Genomic DNA, 16,135 nt, shown 5'->3' on the forward strand with positions numbered 1-16,135 from the left:
GCCGACGAATTTTTCACGAGGGATCATCGGTTCCGTTGCTCGAGCCAGCGCCGCACGCGTTGTAGCGGCTCGGCATCGGGTGAGCGTGCAGTCGCTTGTTTGAGCAGGGCTTGGGCTTCTTCGTGTCGCCCGAGGACGGTGAGGACTTCGACCAAATGGGCGGCGATCTCGGGGTCGTACTGGCGTCGGTAGGCGTTTTGCAGCAGGGAAAGCGCTTCTTCGAGCCGCCCCTGGCGATAGCGTAGCCAGCCGACGCTGTCGAGGATGAACGGATCGTTGGGAGCGAGCTCGAGCGCCCGGGTGAGCAGGCGTTCGGCTTCGTCGAGGTCGCGGTTGGCATCGGCGAGTAGATAGCCCAGGGCATTGAGGCCATGGGCATGGTCGGGATATAGCGCGATGAGTTTGCGCAAGTATCCTTCGGCGGATTCGTGTCTTCCGAGCCGTTCCAGAATCATGGCATATTCATAGAGCAGATCGGGTTCGTCGCCGAGCTCGGCGATTGCTTCGTCGACCCAGCGACGGGCGTCTTCCAAACGGCCGGCATCTTGTAGCAAGCGACTCTTGAGCAGAACCTCCGTTGTCGGGTCGAGTACGATCCTCGTCTGGTCGAGCGTTTCGAAGGCGGCGTCGATCTTGCCTTGTTTGGCGAGCGCGTGCGCGAGCAGGCGCTTGCTTTGGTCTTCGAGGGCGGGGTGGGTGATTTGGCGCAATACGGATTCAGCGCGACGTGGCTGCTTGGCGGTAAGGTAGAGTTGCGCGAGTTGGAGGCGCAGAAAATCGACGTTGTCTCCGCCTTTGGAAATGACGTGCTCGAGGGCGGAGATGGCGCGGTCGAGGTGGCCGGTGCGTTCGGCCATCAATGCCACGGCCTGGAGCAATTGCGCATCGTCAGGGGCATTCGCCAGCAGTATTTCGAGGTGTCGTAAGGATTCTTCTTCCCGGCCGGGGGTCACGGCGAGGTGCTTGGCCAGGGTAAAACGTACGACTCGGGCGTAAGGGTACTCTCGGAGGTAGGTTTCGAGGCGGGCGATTGCCGTATCGGTCTCGCCGAGTTCGCCAAGGATTTCGGCCCATAGCGCCAGCGCGAGATCCCAGTCGGGACGTAGGGAGAGCGCATGTTCGGCTGCAATGCGTGCCGTGAGGAGGTCGTTGGCACGGCGTGCGGCTTCGGCACGGGCGAGTTGCGCTTCGGGGTATTCGAGGTAGGGCGTGGTGGCCAGCTCGATGATACGGCGAGCCATTTCGGGGTCGCCGAGCTCTTCGAGGGCGGCGTTGAGCCCTAGCAGGTTGTTCGGGAGTTGTTCTGGGTGTCGCCTCAGGATTTCATCCAGTTGGGCCAGGACGGCTTTTTCGCGTTGGGCGTCGAGCTCGGCCCGCATGCGTTCGAATCGTTCGATGGTCTCGGCGTTCGGTTCCACTTGGCGCCATAGGGTGAGGGCGCGGTTGAGCATTTCGTTTTGGCGGGTGATGGCGGCGATCTCGGCAGCCCGGCGAGCGAGTTCCGGAGCGCGTGCGTGTTGTGCGGCAAGCAGAAAGGCTTGCGCTGCGCTGCCGAAGTCTTGTTGCCTCAGTGCGATCTCGCCGATGAGCGTCCAATAGAGGGTTTCGCCGTCCAATCCTTCGGCGGATGACACGATGGGGGGGGCAGTGTCCGCGGGGGGGTGGGGCGATTGGGCGAGCGCGCAGGCACAGGCCGTGGACAGGCCCAGCGACAGGAGAATACGGCCAAAGCGACGGTTCATGGCATCTCGATGAGAGGAAGGCCGGATCGAGGAAAGGGCGCGCGACCATGACGCCACTTCCTCTCCCGGTCGACGTTTTCCATAGGATAGCGCAGAAATGGCCGATCCGCGCTCCCGGCGTCGTTCAGCGGGCTGACGACGCCGCGAGCGCCTCATGGAGTGTACGGGCGTTGACTTCGACCAGGTCGAGGTAGGTGGGGGCGGGGCCGGTGGGCCCGCTGAGGGCATCCGAATAGAGACGTCCGCCCACGGTGAGTCCCGATTCGCGGCGTAGTTGCTCGACGAGGCGGGGATCGGCGACGTTCTCTAGGAAGGCGACGCGAATGCCCTCGCGTCGTGCGCGATCGGCGAGCGCGGCAAGTGCCTTGGCGCTGAGCTCGCCGTGCGGTACGACGCCCTGGATGCCGATGAGTTCGAGGCCGTAGGCCCGGGCGAGGTAACGGAAGGCGTCGTGATTGGTGTAGGCGCGGCGTGCGTCGGGAGGAAGGGCGGCAAAGCGTTCGCTCCATTGACGCCACAGGGATTCGAGACTATTCGCATATTCAGCGGCGCGTCGCCGGTAGTGGTCGGCGTGCGCGGGATCGCGCTGGGCGAGCGCTTCGGCTAGCGGCGGCATTGCCTGGGCCACGAGGCGTGGGTCCTGCCAGAAATGGGGGTCGAACTCCCCATGCGCGGGGTGATCGCCTTTATGGTCGTGCGCATCATGACGGTCGTGGTGGTCGTGACCGTCGTGTAAGGCGACGGCGGACAGGAGGGCCTTTTCGGCGAGCAAGATTTTGCCGAGCAGTAGCAAGTCGTTTTTCTTGCCCGCGCTACGGGCGAGCCGTTCGACCCAGTCGTCGAACCCCAAATCGATGCCGACGACGAGGGCAGCTTCCTTGATGGCGCGGGTGTCCGAGGGTTTGGGTTGGTAGCCGTGCGCATCGGCGTCCGGGCCGATCAGGGAGGTGACCTGCACGCGATCGCCGCCCACTTGGCGTATCCAGTCGGCAGCGATGGAAAAAGTGGCGACGACGGGCAGAGGGGAACTCGCCTGAACTTTGGGGGCGCGCAGCCCGAGCAGCGGCGCGGTGGCAAGTGCCAGGAGGATGCGGCGGCGGGCAGTAAGCATGATGGGGGAACTCCGATCGGTTCAGTTTTCGAGGTGGCGTTTGCGCGGATGGCGCCGGCGTAGAAAGCCGTGCGGGGCGAGCAAGAGCGAGATGAGATAGGGCAGCGCGAGTGCGAGTGCGATGGCCGGACCGGCGGGGAGGTCCCAGCGAAACGACGCGACGAGCCCGAGGTAACTGCCCAGGGCGCCGCAGCCGGCGGCGAGCACGAGCGCTTTCCCCAGGCCGTTGACCCACAGGCGGGCGGTGGCAGCGGGCAGGATCAGCACGCTGATCGCCAGCAGGGTGCCGATGGCATGGAAGGCGGCCACGAGGTTGAGTACCACCAGGACGAGGAATCCGTAGTGCGCCAGCGCCGACAGGCGCGGGCTGTGGCGGCGCAGGAAAGGGGCGTCGAAACATTCGAGTACGAGGATGCGCCAGCCCAGGGCGAGTAGCACCAGCGTGGCGGAGGCCACCAGGGCGATGAGCGTGAGCGTGTCGCGGTCGATCGCGAGGATCGAACCGAAGAGCAGCTGTAGCACGTCCACGGGGCGGCCGTGCGCCGTCATGAGCAGGATGCCGGCGGTGAGCGACAGGATCTGGAACGTCCCCATGGCGGTGTCTTCGAAGAGTACCGAGTGGCGTGCCGCCCAGCCCGTGGCGATCGCCACGAGCACGCCTGCGGCCAGGCCGCCGAGCGTCATCGCGCCCAGGGATAGGCCGGAGAAAAAGTAGGCGGCGGCTACGCCCGGAAGAACCGCGTGGCTCATGGCATCGGCCATGAGGCTCATGCGGCGCAGCATGAGGAAGACGCCCACGGGAGTGGCGCCCAGCGTGAGCATCAGGGCGCCGGCGAGCGCCCGGCGCATGAAATCATAGTCGGCAAAGGGGGTGAGGAGCTGGGGCAAGGTCATTGGGGGACTTCGTCTTTTTCCTCGTCCGCGGGCAGGGGACAAGGGGCGGCATGCTCGTCGAAGGCTTCCGCATGGTGTCGGGCGCGTTCGAGGTGCTCGGCGCTCAGCACCGCTTCGGTGGGGCCGAAGGCGACGAGCTCGCGCGCGAGCAGCAGGGTCAGAGGGAAGTGACGTCGTACCCGTTCGAGATCGTGCAGCACGGCGATCACGGTGCGCCCTTCGTCGTGCCAGCGACGGAGGAGGGCGAGGAATTCTTCCTCGGTGGACTCATCGAGTGCGTTGAACGGCTCGTCGAGCAGGATGAGCCGGGCATCCTGCACGATGATCTGGGCAAAGCGCACCCGCTGCAATTGGCCCCCGGAGAGCGATTGGAGCGGCCGATGCTCGAATCCTTGCAATTTGACCGCCGCAATGGCTTCCGCCACCCGACGGTGTGCCGCTTCATCGAGGGCGCGCCAAGGACCGAGCCAAGGCCAGCAGCCCATGGCCACCGCGTCGTGGACGTCGACGGGGAAATCCAGGGACCAAGTCGGCTGCTGCGTGAGGTAGGCGAGTCGCTGCCGGTACTCGGGCGGCATGCCGACGCGACCGGTCATGGGCTTGAGCTCGCCGGCGAGCACTTTGAGCAGCGTCGACTTGCCGGCACCGTTGGGCCCGGCCACGGCGAGTAGCGCGCCGCAGGGGATCGTTGCATGCAGGTGATGGATGGCCGGATGGCGGCCGTAGCCGGCGGTGAGATCGTGCAGGACGATGCCCGGGCTATTCATCGGGTACCCCAGACGTAGAGCAGCCAGATGAGCCCCAGGGGCAGCGTCGCCAGACCGAGGCGACCGACGATGCCCAACGTCCACAAGGATCGGGCGCTCATGGGGTATCTCCAGTACGGCAGGCGGCGCACAGGCCGTGGATCACCAGCTCGACGCGTTCGGCCGCATACCCCGGCGGCAGCGGCGGCAGCGGCGGTGTGGGTGCGGGCAGGCAGCGCGTTTGAGCGCAGCGGCGGCACTGGAAATGGGCATGCGCTTCCTTATCCTCGACCGGCTCGTAGCGGGCGGCGCGCCCTACCGTCGCCAGCCGCCGTACCAGACCGTGGACGGCGAGCCAGTCGATCGCGCGATAGATGGTGACCCGATCTGGGACGTGATCGGAATTCCGGCCGAGGTGCTCCAATACCTCATCGGGCGTGAGCGGCTCGTCGGCGTCCGCCAGACATCGCAATACGGCCAGGCGCGCCGTGGTCACGCGGCCGCCGGCATCGCGGATGCGCCGGGAAAGATCTGGATCGGTCATGGCGGGTTTCGTTCGGGTCTTTTTGCCATTTTATTGCATTTTTAACCGGCGTCAAGGCAGCGTAGAATCGCGCTGAACGTTCAAGACGAGGAGTCGAGCATGTCCCCTGAAGAATTCGTGATCCCCGTTCCTTCCCGGCCGGTGGTTCCGGTGGGCTGCGGGGGGCTCTTCCCCGTGCGCCGCATCTTCTGCGTGGGGCGCAATTACGCCGAACACGCGCGCGAGATGGGGGGTGATCCGAGTCGCGAGTCGCCGTTCTTCTTCATGAAACCGGCCGATGCCGTCTGGCACCCCGGCGATGCCGACGCGCGCTGGCCCTATCCGCCGGCCACCCACGAGGTGCACCACGAGGTCGAACTGGTGGTGGCGCTGCGCGCCGGAGGCCGGGAACTCTCCTTCGAGGAGGCGGCAGAGGCGATCTACGGCTATGCCGTGGGGCTCGACATGACGCGGCGTGACCTGCAGGCGGAGGCGAAAGCCAAAGGTCGGCCTTGGGACGTGGCCAAGGGGTTCGACGCCTCGCTGCCGATTTCCACGATCCTGCCGAAAGCGGGGGAAGTGCTGCGCCGTGGTGAGATCGGCCTGGAGATCGATGGGACGCCACGTCAGCGCGGCGATCTCGCACAGATGATCTACGACGTACCTGCGGTCATCGCCGAGATCTCGCGTTATTGGCGGCTCGCGGCGGGTGATCTGATCCTCACGGGAACGCCCGCCGGCGTCGGCCCCGTGCGACCGGGCGAGCGCGTCCGCGCCTGGATGGAGGGCGTGGGCGAGCTCGCCTTTCTGGTGGGCGAGGATGCGTAGTCTGGCGATCCCGTCTCAACGCGCGAGGCGCCGTACCGCGGAGGTCGCTTCGATGATGCCGTCGCGCTCGTAGGCGTCGATGCGATCCTGCAGTTTGTCGGGTTCGTAGCGATAATTGACCATGATCGCCCAGGATTGGCGCCAGCCTTTGGGCGAGGTGTCGGCGGGCCAGTTGAGCCGCTCGATGCGCGCGCCGTTGCCCAGATGGAATCGCGCCACCGGGTCGAGGGCGCGATCGTTCTCCGTAGCGAGCAGATAGCGCGCCGCGGCGCGCAGCAGCGGCGCGGCAAGCGCCTCGCGCCATGCTTCGGTGCCGGCGATTTCCGGCGTTTCGAGGAGCTGCTGCAGGAGCTCCGTTCCCTCGGGGGCGCTGGCGGCGCGTAGCCGGCGCCAGTCGGAAGCGGTGAAGGCTTGCGCGAGCGCTTCCGGGTGTGCCCGGTACCAGCGTACCAGCCCCGGCATGGGGGAGAGCGTGGCAAAGCACTCGAGTTTAGGGAAATCGCGGCGCAGGTCGTCGATCACCCGCTTGAGCAGAAAATGGCCGAAAGAGATGCCGCGCAGCCCTTTCTGCGTATTGCTGATGGAGTAGAAAATGGCCGTGTCGGCACGCTCGGAGGCAAAGAGGGGCGCCGAGACGTCGAGCAGCTGCTGCACGTCGCCCGCCAACCCTTCGGTCAGCGCGACCTCGACGAAGATGAGGGGCACCGAAGGCATGCGCGGATGGAAAAACGCGTAGCAGCGCCGGTCGGAATCGAGCCGGTTCTTCAGATCTTCCCAGGATTTGATCTCGTGCACCGCTTCGTATTGCACCAGGCGCTCGAGCACGTCGGCCGGGCTGTGCCAGGTGATGCGCTGCAGCTCAAGGAGCGCCACGTCGAACCACGAGGCGAGCAACCCCTGCAGTTCCAAATCGAGCGGGGAGAGCAGGGGATCGTCGCGCAGAAAGTCGAGCAGCTCGGCGCGCAGGTCGACGAGGAAATGCACGCCCGCATCCGAAGCGGAGAACTGGGTGAGGATACGGCTGCGGGGGGTGCGCAGGCTCTCGCGCAGCGCCGCTTCCGCTTGCCATTGCGCATCGCTGCCGCGCGCGCTGCGGTAGGTTTCATAGGCATCGTCGATGCGCTCGGGTTCGGGGCCGAATTCGGTGAGCAGGATGCGCAGGAATGCCCGCCGGCCGTTTTCATCGAGCTCGGTATACGTCTTGGCGAGCTTGGCGGCACGCTGGCGTGCGCTCACCTCGCCACCGATGAGATCGGCACATTCGCGCAGCTCGTCGCGGATGCGCTCGAGCACTTTCTCGGGCGGCGGTTCGAACCAAGCGCGCACCAGGGACAAGCCTTTGCTCAGAAGGTCGTTGCTCATTCGTTCATCCTTGCGTCGAAGAGAAGGAAGAATCGGGTCGTTGGCGTGCGTACAGGTACAGAACGGCGCCAGCCAATAGCATCGCCAGTGAGAGCCACTGCGCCGTGCTCAGCGCCGGGGTGAGCCAGGAGAGGATGCCCGGGTCGGGCGTACGGAAACACTCACAGACGAAGCGGATGGCACCGTAGCCCATGAGAAAGACCGCTGCGACCCGCCCCTTGGGGCGTGGGCGACCGGCATACCACCACAGCAGCACGAAGAGCAACAGACCTTCGCCGAGCGCCTCATAGAGCTGCGATGGATGGCGCGGCAGGGTATCGACTTGGGGATAGATCATCGCCCAGGGCAGGGACTCGGGGGCCGGACGGCCCCAGAGCTCGCCGTTGATGAAATTGCCCAGCCGCCCGAATCCCAGGCCGGGCGGCACGAGCGGGGCGACGAAGTCGGCTACCTGCCAAAACCCCATACCCTCACGTCGTGCAAAGAGCAACATGGCGACGATGGCGCCGACGAGCCCCCCGTGGAAACTCATGCCGCCACGCCAGATGGCGAAGATTTCGAGCGGATGGGCGAAATAGTATTGCGGCTGGTAGAAGAGCACTTCGCCCAGCCGCCCCCCGAGCACTACGCCGAGTACGCCGTAGAAGAGCAGCGCGTCGAGACGCTCCCGCGTCCATCGCACATCGCCCATGCGCTGTGCATGGCGTGGCGCGAGCCACAGGAAGGCGAGAAAGCCGGCGAGGTACATGAGGCCGTACCAGCGTACCGACAAGGGGCCGAGCGAGAAGGCGACGGGGTCGAACTGCGGATGCACGAGCATGGATCCCAGACCACTGTATGGACCGAGAGTTCATTGTAGCCCAAGGCCGGTTCGGGACTAGAATAACGGGCATCGCAGCCGACGTTCGAGGATACAGTCCATGCCGCAGTATCGATCCCGCACCAGTACCCACGGTCGTAACATGGCCGGTGCCCGCGCCCTGTGGCGCGCCACCGGCATGAAGGAAGAGGATTTCGGCAAGCCGATCATCGCGATCGCCAACAGTTTCACCGACTTCGTGCCCGGGCACGTGCACCTGCGCGATCTCGGCCGCCTCGTGGCCGAGGAGATCGAAAAGGCGGGAGGCGTGGCCAGAGAGTTTCACACCATCGCCATCGACGACGGCATCGCCATGGGGCACCAGGGCATGCTCTATTCCCTGCCCTCGCGCGAAATCATCGCCGACTCGGTCGAATACATGGTCAATGCGCACTGCGCCGATGCGCTGGTATGCATCTCCAACTGCGACAAGATCACCCCGGGCATGCTCATGGCCGCCTTGCGGCTCAATATCCCGGTCGTCTTCGTCTCCGGTGGTCCGATGGAAGCCGGCAAGGTGCGATGGAAGGATCAGGACCTCTCGCTCGATCTGGTCGACGCCATGGTGAAAGCGGCCGACCCCAACGCGAGCGACGAGGAAGTCGCGCTCGTCGAGCGTTCGGCCTGCCCTACCTGCGGTTCCTGCTCTGGGATGTTTACCGCCAACTCGATGAACTGCCTAACGGAGGCATTGGGGCTAGCGCTGCCGGGCAACGGCACGCTCGTGGCCACGCACCGCGACCGCGAAGGGCTTTTCCGCCGCGCCGGGCGGCTCATCGTCGAGCTGACCAAGCGCTATTACGAGCAAGGTGACGAATCCGTCTTGCCGCGGCGCATCGCCACCCTGGCCGCGTTCGAAAACGCCATGTCGCTCGACGTCGCCATGGGCGGGTCGACCAATACCGTGCTGCACCTCCTCGCCGCGGCGCACGAGGCCGGAGTGCCCTTCACCATGGCCGACATCGACCGCATCTCGCGCCAGGTGCCCTGTCTGTGCAAGGTGGCCCCGGCAGTGAGCACGGTCCATGTCGAGGACGTGCATCGCGCCGGCGGTGTGATGGGCATTCTGGGCGAGCTGCAGCGTGCCGGATTGCTGCACGACGAGGTGCCGACGGTGTATAGCCACACACTCAAGGCGGCGCTGGCGCACTGGGACGTGATGCAGACTGCGGTGCTCGACGTCTTCGAGTTCTATCGCGCCGCTCCCGGCGGCGTGCCGACCCAGCGTCCCTTTTCGCAAGAGCGGCGTTATCCCTCGCTCGACATGGATCGCACCGCCGGGGTGATTCGCGACCAGGCCAACGCCTTTTCCCAGGACGGCGGGCTGGCGGTGCTCTACGGCAATCTCGCGCCCAAGGGCTGCATCGTCAAGACGGCAGGCGTGGACGAGTCGATCTGGGTCTTCCGCGGGCGCGCCCGGGTTTTCGAGAGTCAAGAGGAAACCGTCGCGGCCATCCTCGGTGACCGGATCCAGCCCGGCGACGTGGTGGTGGTGCGCTACGAAGGGCCCAAAGGGGGGCCGGGGATGCAGGAGATGCTCTATCCCACGAGTTATCTGAAATCCAAAGGCTTGGGGAAATCCTGTGCGCTCCTCACCGACGGGCGTTTCTCCGGTGGAACCTCGGGCCTCTCCATCGGGCACGTCTCGCCGGAAGCCGCCTGCGGTGGCACGATCGCGCTCATCGAAGAGGGCGACACGATCGAGATCGACATTCCGCAGCGGCGCATCCATCTGGCGGTCTCGGAGGAAGAGCTCGCGCGCCGGCGGGCGGCGATGGAGGCCAGAGGAGAGGCGGCCTGGCGTCCAGCGTCGCGCCAGCGCCAGGTCTCGGTGGCCCTGCAGGCCTACGCGGCGCTCACCACCAGCGCCGATACCGGGGCGGTGCGCGATCTCGGGCAACTGCGGAGGTAAGCGATGGAGACGGAACTCGCGCATCTCGAACGCCAGGCCGAGCGGCTCGCGCAACTCGTCGAGCGTCTGAGCGCACACAACCAGCGGCTGGAGCGCCAGGTGGCGCAGCTCGAGGCCGACAAGCGCATCCTCGAGGGCAAGCTCGCACAGGCGATTCGCGGCATCGAGCGTGCCGTGACTCTGCTCGAACCGGAGGAGGTGAGCGATGTCTGAAACGCACGTCGATGTGACCCTCATGGGGCGCACCTATCGCCTGGAGTGTGAAGCGGGCGAGGCGGACTCACTCGCCCAGGCCGCGGCTTTGCTCGACGAGCGCATCACCGCTCTGGCGAAACGCTCGGGTCTGAGCGGCGAGAAGCTGGTGCTATGGACGGCGCTGGAAGTGGCGCTCGACCTGGTCAAGTTGCAGCAGCAGGGAGGGTTTGACATCACGCGATTCAAGCGTAGAATTGAGCTCATCGGCGCGCGGCTCGATGGGGTGCTGAGTCAATACGATCGCCCCTTGTAGAAGATGGAGCCGTCGCCCTCAGGTTTCCCCTGCGGCGTTCGGGAGGGTCGTACGATCCTAGAACCAATATCGTGACGATGGGTCGCGGCCCAGAGAAACCGCCAGTGTGCGCGCCCTTTGCGGGTGTGCCTGAGGCGGAAGGAAAGCGACCAACCTGAACCTCGGGTTCAGGAGCATCGGCCCGATCGGCGCTCGCGGGGGATCTCCTTCTTCAAACCCGGCTCAGTCCGGGTTTTTTCATGGGGCAAGCGATGGATGCATGGTGGCTGGCCTATCCGCTGCTCGGTGTCGTGGTCGGCCTCTTCGCCGGTTTGCTCGGCGTGGGCGGCGGGGCGATCATGGTGCCAATCCTCACTTCACTCTATACCGTTCAAGGGTTTCCCGCTGAAAACGTGGTGCATCTGGCGCTCGGAACGTCCATGGCGAGTATCGTGCTCACTTCGGTGAGCAGCTCCCGGGCGCACCATGCGCGCGGGGCGGTGGAGTGGGGGGTGGTGGTGGCCATGGGGCCGGGCGTGCTCGTCGGCATTTTCCTCGCCTCGTTCATCGCTGCTGCTTTGCCTTCGCGGCCTTTGGCGATCTTCTTCGCCTGTTTCATCGCCTACGTCTGCGTGCAGATGTTGCTCGACATCAAGCCCAAGCCCTCGCGGCAGTTGCCCGGCCCCTGGGGGCTGGCGACGGCCGGCGCCGTGATCGGGGCGGTGTCGGCGCTGGTGGCGATCGGCGGCGGTTCGCTCACCGTCCCCTTCCTCACCTGGTGTAACGTGCCGGCGCATCGCGCCATCGGTACGTCCGCCGCTCTGGGGCTGCCGATTGCGCTCGCGGGTACGGTCGCTTACCTCGTCATGGGTTGGGGGCATCCGGGCTTGCCATCCTATTCGCTGGGCTACGTTTATCTGCCGGCGGTGATCGGGGTGAGCGCCGTGAGCTATTTCACCGCCCCGCTGGGGGCGACGCTCGCCCATCGTCTGCCGGTGCGCACGCTCAAGCGCATCTTCGCCTTGGTGTTGCTCGCGCTGCTCGCGAAGATGCTGCATGCTCTCTTTGGATGATCGCCCATGAACGAATTGTGGCTCGGCCGCCAAGTGGCGGTTCCTGCGTCCTACGACCCCGGCGTGCTCACGCCGATCGCGCGTGCGCAGACTCGCCGCGACCTCGACCCGCCGCCTTTCGTCGGTTTCGACGAGTGGCATGCCTATGAGCTCTCCTGGCTCGACGGGCGCGGCAAGCCGGTAGCGGCGCTGGGGCGCTTGCGCGTGCCTTGCGATTCGCCCTGTCTCATCGAATCCAAGTCCCTGAAGCTCTACCTCAATGGCTTGGGTGGCACGCGTTTCGCCGAGGTCGAGGCGGTCGCGGCCACGATCCGGGCCGATCTGTCGCAGGCAGCCGGGGCGTCGGTGGAGGTGGCGATCGTACCGCTGTCGACCCGGCCGCGGCGCGCGCCGGGCTATCCCGAGGGGTATTGCGTCGACGATCTGCCGGTGGAAATCGAGACCTACCGCTATGATCCCACGCTGTTGCGCGTCGTCGAAAACACACCGAGCGAGCAGCGGCTCGTGAGCCATTTGCTGAAGTCGAACTGTCCCGTGACCGGGCAACCCGATTGGGGCTGTGTCGTCGTACACGCCCTGGGGCCAGTGATCGATCCGGCTTCATTCCTGCGCTACGTCGTTTCCTTTCGCGAACAGCAGGAATTCCACGAGCAGTGCGTCGAGCGCATCTACCGCGACCTGTGGCGCCTGGGGATGCAGGAGCTGCTGGTGTTCGCTTGTTACACCCGTCGCGGGGGATTGGACATTTCGCCGGTGCGCGCCTCGCGCGTCGGTTTGCTGCCATCCACGGTGCCCGAAGAGATCCGGCAATGATCGATGGATTGAACGAACGATTGGCCGCGAAGCGAAGCTGTAGGGGGCGCTCTCCGGCGCTCGGTGTGCCGTGCTTTGCGCCCGCTCGCAGCGGGGGCGGCAGCCTACGCTATTGTGTTTCCTTCGGTAAAAAACGCTTGCGTTCATCGTGTTTCGGGCTAAGGTGATGGATGTTCGAAGGTTCAGTTTGGGTTAACATAGCGCCTCGCGCCGCGGGCTGTGCCGCGGTTCGAGTGACGAAGGCCCTAGCAGCGCACCTCGCTGGGCGCTTCGCTCCATTTTCGGTGATACAAAGGAGAGAAACGATGTACAAGGCACTTTGGGTCGGCGCTGCGGCGCTGTTCTTGGCTGGGCCGGCGCTCGCTGCCACGGAAGGCGAAACGCTGATGAAAACCAAGGGCTGCGCTGCATGCCATGCCGTCGACAAGAAACTGGTCGGCCCGTCGTACAAAGACGTGGCCCAGAAATACACCGAAGCCGACGTGCCCAAACTCGTCGAAAAAGTGAAGAAGGGCGGTGTGGGCGTGTGGGGTCCCGTGCCGATGCCGCCCAATCCACAAGTGGCCGATGCGGACATCGAAAAGATCGTCCGTTGGATCCTGACCTTGAAGTGAGTCGAGTCAGCCGCGGCCCATCGAAAGAGAGGCCGCGGCTTTTCAGGCGGTCAGCACACTCACCCGTTGAGTCGATCCGCGTATTCCAGTGCGATGATATGTGCCCGATTCAAGGTGTCGGTGCTCAAACTCAATTTTTCTGCGTGATGGCGTAACGAGGCAGGGTCGGCACTTTCACACGCTTTGGCGAGCTCCAGGAAAGGGGCTAGCTCCCCTCGCCCTGTTAGGAGGGTCTCGCAGATCGACTCGCTCAGCGCGATCTCGCCCAAGAGCTTTTCCATTGGTATGCCGAGAAGGACGTCCAGGAGGGAACAGGCGCCACAGAGAAAGAGCTGGTCGGAGTATTCCTCTGCCAGAAAGGCTTTTCCGATCTCTTCCATGAGGCGCCCTCGGGCGATCGAAGTCTGCACGAGAGTCTGTTGTGAGGGGTGTGGTGAAGCGTGGAGCAACAAGAGCGTGAGCCATCGTAGCAGGTTACCGTAGCCGAGAATCTGCACGGCATGGCGGAACGAGGTGATCTCACACAGCAGACCCATTCCTGCGGAATTGATGTAGCGCAGCAGTCGATAGCTGAGTGCAACGTCGTGTTTCAGTAAATCTTCGATCTCGCCTATGTCGGCGTCTTCTTTCAGCTTTTGGATGAGTTGGAGGACGATGCCGTAGGATGGGGATACTCCCCGTTTTTCTGTGGTGAGATCCGGTCTGCGCAGGAAGAACCAGCCGCAGACGCCGGAAAACCCTTTCGCGATGGTTTCTTCGAAGTGGGTGGGGTCGGTCAGCCCCCACGCGAGGGCGATGCCGGGCGCTTTGCCCGGTACGGGGCTGAGGCGCAGATCCACGAGTGTAAAACGCCAGTTCCCAAGGGGTGGCACGGGGCTCGTGCCATCGTACCAGCCGAGGCAAAGAGGTAATTTTTTTTCTGCGGCCAGGGGCAAGAGGGCTTGAACTTTGGGGTGGGACAGGGCAGGCGAGGGGATTTCCAGGAAAGTCCCTTCCGGCCAATCCCATGTCAGGAGCTCTGGCCCGGGAACGAGTCGGCCGAAAGAAAGAAACACCGTGTGGGCAGATGGCCAAAACGGTCGTAGGCGACGCAGTGATTCCAGTGCGGATTCCGTGCTCGAAGCGTGCAGCAGCAGGCGATTGGCGGTGATCGCCTGCCTGAGGTTGACCACGGGCTCTCGGGTGAGAACGGTGTCGAGAACAGTCATGATGGATTCGCAAAAGTGAATGCGTCACTGTGGAAGGCATCGACGTCCAGCCCTTGGGAGAGGAAGTCGCGCCGCGCGGCCTCGATCATCGCCGGGGCGCCGCAGGCGTAGACCTCGTGGCCCGAGAGCGTCGGGAAGTCTTGCAACACGGCGCGGTGCACGAGCTCGGTGCGCCCTTCCCAGCGATCTTCCACGAGGGGTTCGGAGAGCACCGGGACGTAGCGCAACCAGGGATGTTCGGCGGCGAAGCGCTCGAGCCATTCGTGCCGATAGAGACCGGAACGCGTGCGCGCACCCCAGTAAAGCGTGGTTGGGCGGGCAATTCCGGCATGGTGCATGTGCCGCAGCATCGACTGGATCGGGGCAAACCCCGTGCCGCCGGCAAGAAAGAGGATCGGCGCTTCGCTTTCCTCTCGCAGGAAGAAACTGCCGAGCGGCCCCTCGAGTCGCAGCACCTCCTTGGGCTTCATCGCCGTGAAGACGTGCGTGGTGAAGCGCCCGCCGGGCACGAGCCGGACGTGGAGTTCGAGAAAATCGTTCTCTTCCGGGGCGTTGGCGAGCGAGAAGCTGCGCCGCGCCCCGTCGGGCAGCAGCACGTCTACGTATTGGCCGGCGCGAAAACGGAAATCCAGGCTCGCCGGCCGTTTGAGCGTGAGGATCATCACGTCTTCGGCGGCGCGCTCCAAACGTTCGACCCGGGCGGGGAATTTGTGCACGGGGACGTCGTCGGCACGGCGCAGCTCGCGCACGGCGATGACGAGATCGGTGAGCGCCCGGGCGCGGCAGGGTAGAAACCAGCCTTGGGCGCGTTCCTCTTCGGTGAGGGCCGAGGCGGCCACGGGGCCGGTATATTCGATCTTGCCTTCGAGGAGTCGGGCACGGCAGGCGCCGCAGGCGCCGTCGCGGCAGCCGTAGGGCAACAGCAGGCCGGCGGCGAGCGCCGCTTCGAGCACGGTCTGATCCGGTGCGACGCGGAAGTCGGCGCCGGGATGGTCGACGATGCGGACGGTGGCGTTCATGATAGGCTTGCGTATCCAGCGTGACGCAGAAAGCGCAAAAGGATAGCATGAAGCGGGCAAGGAGATTGCTGGTGGTTGGGGCGGGCGACGTGGCGGCGCGGGCGATGCGTTTCTTGCCGAAGGGGGTGTCGGTCATCGCACTGGTGCGTCGTCCCGAGGCGGCGACGGCCTGGCGTGAGAGGGGAGCGAAGGTGCTGATCGCCGATCTCGACGACCGGCGTAGTCTGCGTCGCCTCGCCGGGCTCGCCTCGTGGGTGTGGATGCTCGCGCCGCCGCCGGCCGCGGGGACGGAGGATCCCCGCTCGCGGCGCCTCGCGGCGGCGCTGGCCCGCGGCGGGAGGCGCCCTCGCCGTCTGGTCTATGTCGGCACGAGCGGTATCTACGGCGATCGCGGCGGCGCCTGGGTGAGAGAATCCGATCCCCCGCGGCCGCAGACCGCTCGGGGAAAACGGCGTCTTGCGGCCGAGCGCTGCTGGCGCGCGTTTGCGCGTCGCCGGGGCGTGCGGCTGACGATCCTGCGTGCGCCGGGAATCTACGCCAAGGATCGCTTGCCCCTGGAGCGGCTGCGCCGGGGCTGGCCGGTGCCGTGTGAGCCGGTGTGGACCAACCACATTCACGCCGACGATCTCGCCCGTGCGCTGTGGTTTGCCACCTTCCGTGGGGCGAGCGTGCGCGCCTATCACGTGGTCGATGAAAGCGGGCTGACCCTCGCCGCATTCTACGAGCGGCTCGCCGCGACCTTCGGCTTGCCGGCGCCGCCGCGTCTACCCTTGGCCGAAGCGCTGGCAGCAGTGCCGCCCGCCACGGCCTCCTTCATGCGAGAATCGCGCCGTCTGCGTTCCGAGCGGCTGCGGCGAGAATTGCGCCTGCGCCTGCGTCACCCGACGGTGGAGGGCGTATTGGCGGCGCTCGCAGCCCATGGTGAAACGGAGGAGTAGCGCGAA

At 65.4% G+C, this 16,135-nt stretch carries 17 protein-coding genes and 1 other RNA gene; 9 read left to right on the forward strand and 9 right to left on the reverse strand.

From position 1 onward, the window contains the following. Positions 1 to 23: 23 nt before the first annotated feature. The 5 genes from EPD80_RS01735 to EPD80_RS01755 all read right to left on the reverse strand — a co-directional run bounded on the left by EPD80_RS01735 (position 24) and on the right by EPD80_RS01755 (position 5,037). Positions 24 to 1,742 (reverse strand): tetratricopeptide repeat protein, encoded by a 1,719-nt coding sequence (locus tag EPD80_RS01735; protein WP_185957667.1) that lies wholly within the window; start codon positions 1,740 to 1,742, stop codon positions 24 to 26. A gap of 124 nt (positions 1,743 to 1,866) precedes the next feature. Continuing rightward, a complete protein-coding gene (locus tag EPD80_RS01740; RefSeq protein ID WP_142808915.1) occupies positions 1,867 to 2,853 on the reverse strand; it encodes a metal ABC transporter solute-binding protein, Zn/Mn family in 987 nt (328 codons plus the stop codon). A 21-nt stretch (positions 2,854 to 2,874) separates the two neighbouring features. Beyond that, complete coding sequence (locus EPD80_RS01745; RefSeq protein WP_142808917.1) at positions 2,875 to 3,747, reverse strand: metal ABC transporter permease; 873 nt, start codon at positions 3,745 to 3,747, stop codon at positions 2,875 to 2,877. Next, the gene (locus EPD80_RS01750) at positions 3,744 to 4,514 is read right to left on the reverse strand and encodes a metal ABC transporter ATP-binding protein (RefSeq protein ID WP_142808919.1); all 771 of its coding nucleotides are present in this window, start codon (positions 4,512 to 4,514) and stop codon (positions 3,744 to 3,746) included. Before EPD80_RS01750 ends, EPD80_RS01745 begins: the two co-directional genes overlap by 4 nt. A 97-nt stretch (positions 4,515 to 4,611) precedes the next feature. Then, positions 4,612 to 5,037 (reverse strand): Fur family transcriptional regulator, encoded by a 426-nt coding sequence (locus EPD80_RS01755; protein ID WP_142808921.1) that lies wholly within the window; start codon positions 5,035 to 5,037, stop codon positions 4,612 to 4,614. Between the two features lie 99 nt (positions 5,038 to 5,136). Here EPD80_RS01755 and EPD80_RS01760 point away from each other — a divergent pair, with 99 nt between their 5' ends. Further along, on the forward strand, positions 5,137 to 5,844 hold the full coding sequence (locus EPD80_RS01760) for a fumarylacetoacetate hydrolase family protein (RefSeq protein WP_142808923.1): 708 nt from the start codon (positions 5,137 to 5,139) through the stop codon (positions 5,842 to 5,844). Positions 5,845 to 5,859: 15 nt separating this feature from the next. Here the strand turns inward: EPD80_RS01760 and EPD80_RS01765 are convergent, their stop codons facing one another. Further along, on the reverse strand, positions 5,860 to 7,206 hold the full coding sequence (locus EPD80_RS01765) for a malonyl-CoA decarboxylase (protein ID WP_142808925.1): 1,347 nt from the start codon (positions 7,204 to 7,206) through the stop codon (positions 5,860 to 5,862). A 4-nt stretch (positions 7,207 to 7,210) separates the two neighbouring features. Beyond that, positions 7,211 to 8,026 (reverse strand): prolipoprotein diacylglyceryl transferase, encoded by an 816-nt coding sequence (gene lgt, locus EPD80_RS01770; protein WP_142808927.1) that lies wholly within the window; start codon positions 8,024 to 8,026, stop codon positions 7,211 to 7,213. Between the two features lie 100 nt (positions 8,027 to 8,126). Here lgt and ilvD point away from each other — a divergent pair, with 100 nt between their 5' ends. The 7 genes from ilvD to EPD80_RS01800 all read left to right on the forward strand — a co-directional run bounded on the left by ilvD (position 8,127) and on the right by EPD80_RS01800 (position 12,964). Next, positions 8,127 to 9,977: a dihydroxy-acid dehydratase gene (gene ilvD / locus EPD80_RS01775; protein ID WP_142808930.1), complete on the forward strand. Its 1,851-nt coding sequence runs from the start codon at positions 8,127 to 8,129 to the stop codon at positions 9,975 to 9,977. A 3-nt stretch (positions 9,978 to 9,980) separates the two neighbouring features. Next, on the forward strand, positions 9,981 to 10,190 hold the full coding sequence (locus EPD80_RS01780) for a hypothetical protein (protein ID WP_142808932.1): 210 nt from the start codon (positions 9,981 to 9,983) through the stop codon (positions 10,188 to 10,190). Continuing rightward, positions 10,183 to 10,485 carry a cell division protein ZapA gene (locus EPD80_RS01785; RefSeq protein ID WP_142804768.1) on the forward strand — a complete coding sequence of 101 codons (303 nt, stop codon included), beginning with the start codon at positions 10,183 to 10,185 and terminating at the stop codon, positions 10,483 to 10,485. The genes EPD80_RS01780 and EPD80_RS01785 overlap by 8 nt, the downstream gene beginning before the upstream one ends. Before the next feature lie 23 nt (positions 10,486 to 10,508). After that, a non-coding RNA gene (gene ssrS, locus EPD80_RS11615) (6S RNA) lies at positions 10,509 to 10,690 on the forward strand. A 34-nt stretch (positions 10,691 to 10,724) separates the two neighbouring features. After that, positions 10,725 to 11,537, forward strand: coding sequence for a sulfite exporter TauE/SafE family protein (locus EPD80_RS01790; protein ID WP_185955386.1), 813 nt, complete (start codon positions 10,725 to 10,727; stop codon positions 11,535 to 11,537). 6 nt (positions 11,538 to 11,543) lie between these two features. Beyond that, complete coding sequence (gene queF / locus EPD80_RS01795) at positions 11,544 to 12,350, forward strand: NADPH-dependent 7-cyano-7-deazaguanine reductase QueF (protein WP_142804766.1); 807 nt, start codon at positions 11,544 to 11,546, stop codon at positions 12,348 to 12,350. A 305-nt stretch (positions 12,351 to 12,655) separates the two neighbouring features. Continuing rightward, entirely contained in the window at positions 12,656 to 12,964 is a 309-nt protein-coding gene (locus tag EPD80_RS01800; RefSeq protein WP_142804765.1) for a c-type cytochrome, read from the forward strand. Positions 12,965 to 13,023: 59 nt separating this feature from the next. On the opposite strand, the gene EPD80_RS01805 is transcribed toward EPD80_RS01800, so the two are convergent. Further along, positions 13,024 to 14,172, reverse strand: coding sequence for an EAL and HDOD domain-containing protein (locus EPD80_RS01805; protein WP_142808934.1), 1,149 nt, complete (start codon positions 14,170 to 14,172; stop codon positions 13,024 to 13,026). Next, entirely contained in the window at positions 14,169 to 15,191 is a 1,023-nt protein-coding gene (locus EPD80_RS01810) for a CDP-6-deoxy-delta-3,4-glucoseen reductase (RefSeq protein ID WP_142808936.1), read from the reverse strand. Before EPD80_RS01810 ends, EPD80_RS01805 begins: the two co-directional genes overlap by 4 nt. Positions 15,192 to 15,238: 47 nt before the next feature. Between EPD80_RS01810 and EPD80_RS01815 the strand changes: the two genes are divergently transcribed. Beyond that, on the forward strand, positions 15,239 to 16,129 hold the full coding sequence (locus EPD80_RS01815; RefSeq protein WP_142808938.1) for an NAD-dependent epimerase/dehydratase family protein: 891 nt from the start codon (positions 15,239 to 15,241) through the stop codon (positions 16,127 to 16,129). The last annotated feature ends 6 nt before the right edge of the window (positions 16,130 to 16,135 follow it).

This window comes from Tepidiphilus olei, from assembly GCF_006980705.1.
In the GTDB taxonomy this organism is placed as follows: Bacteria; Pseudomonadota; Gammaproteobacteria; order Burkholderiales; family Rhodocyclaceae; genus Tepidiphilus; species Tepidiphilus olei.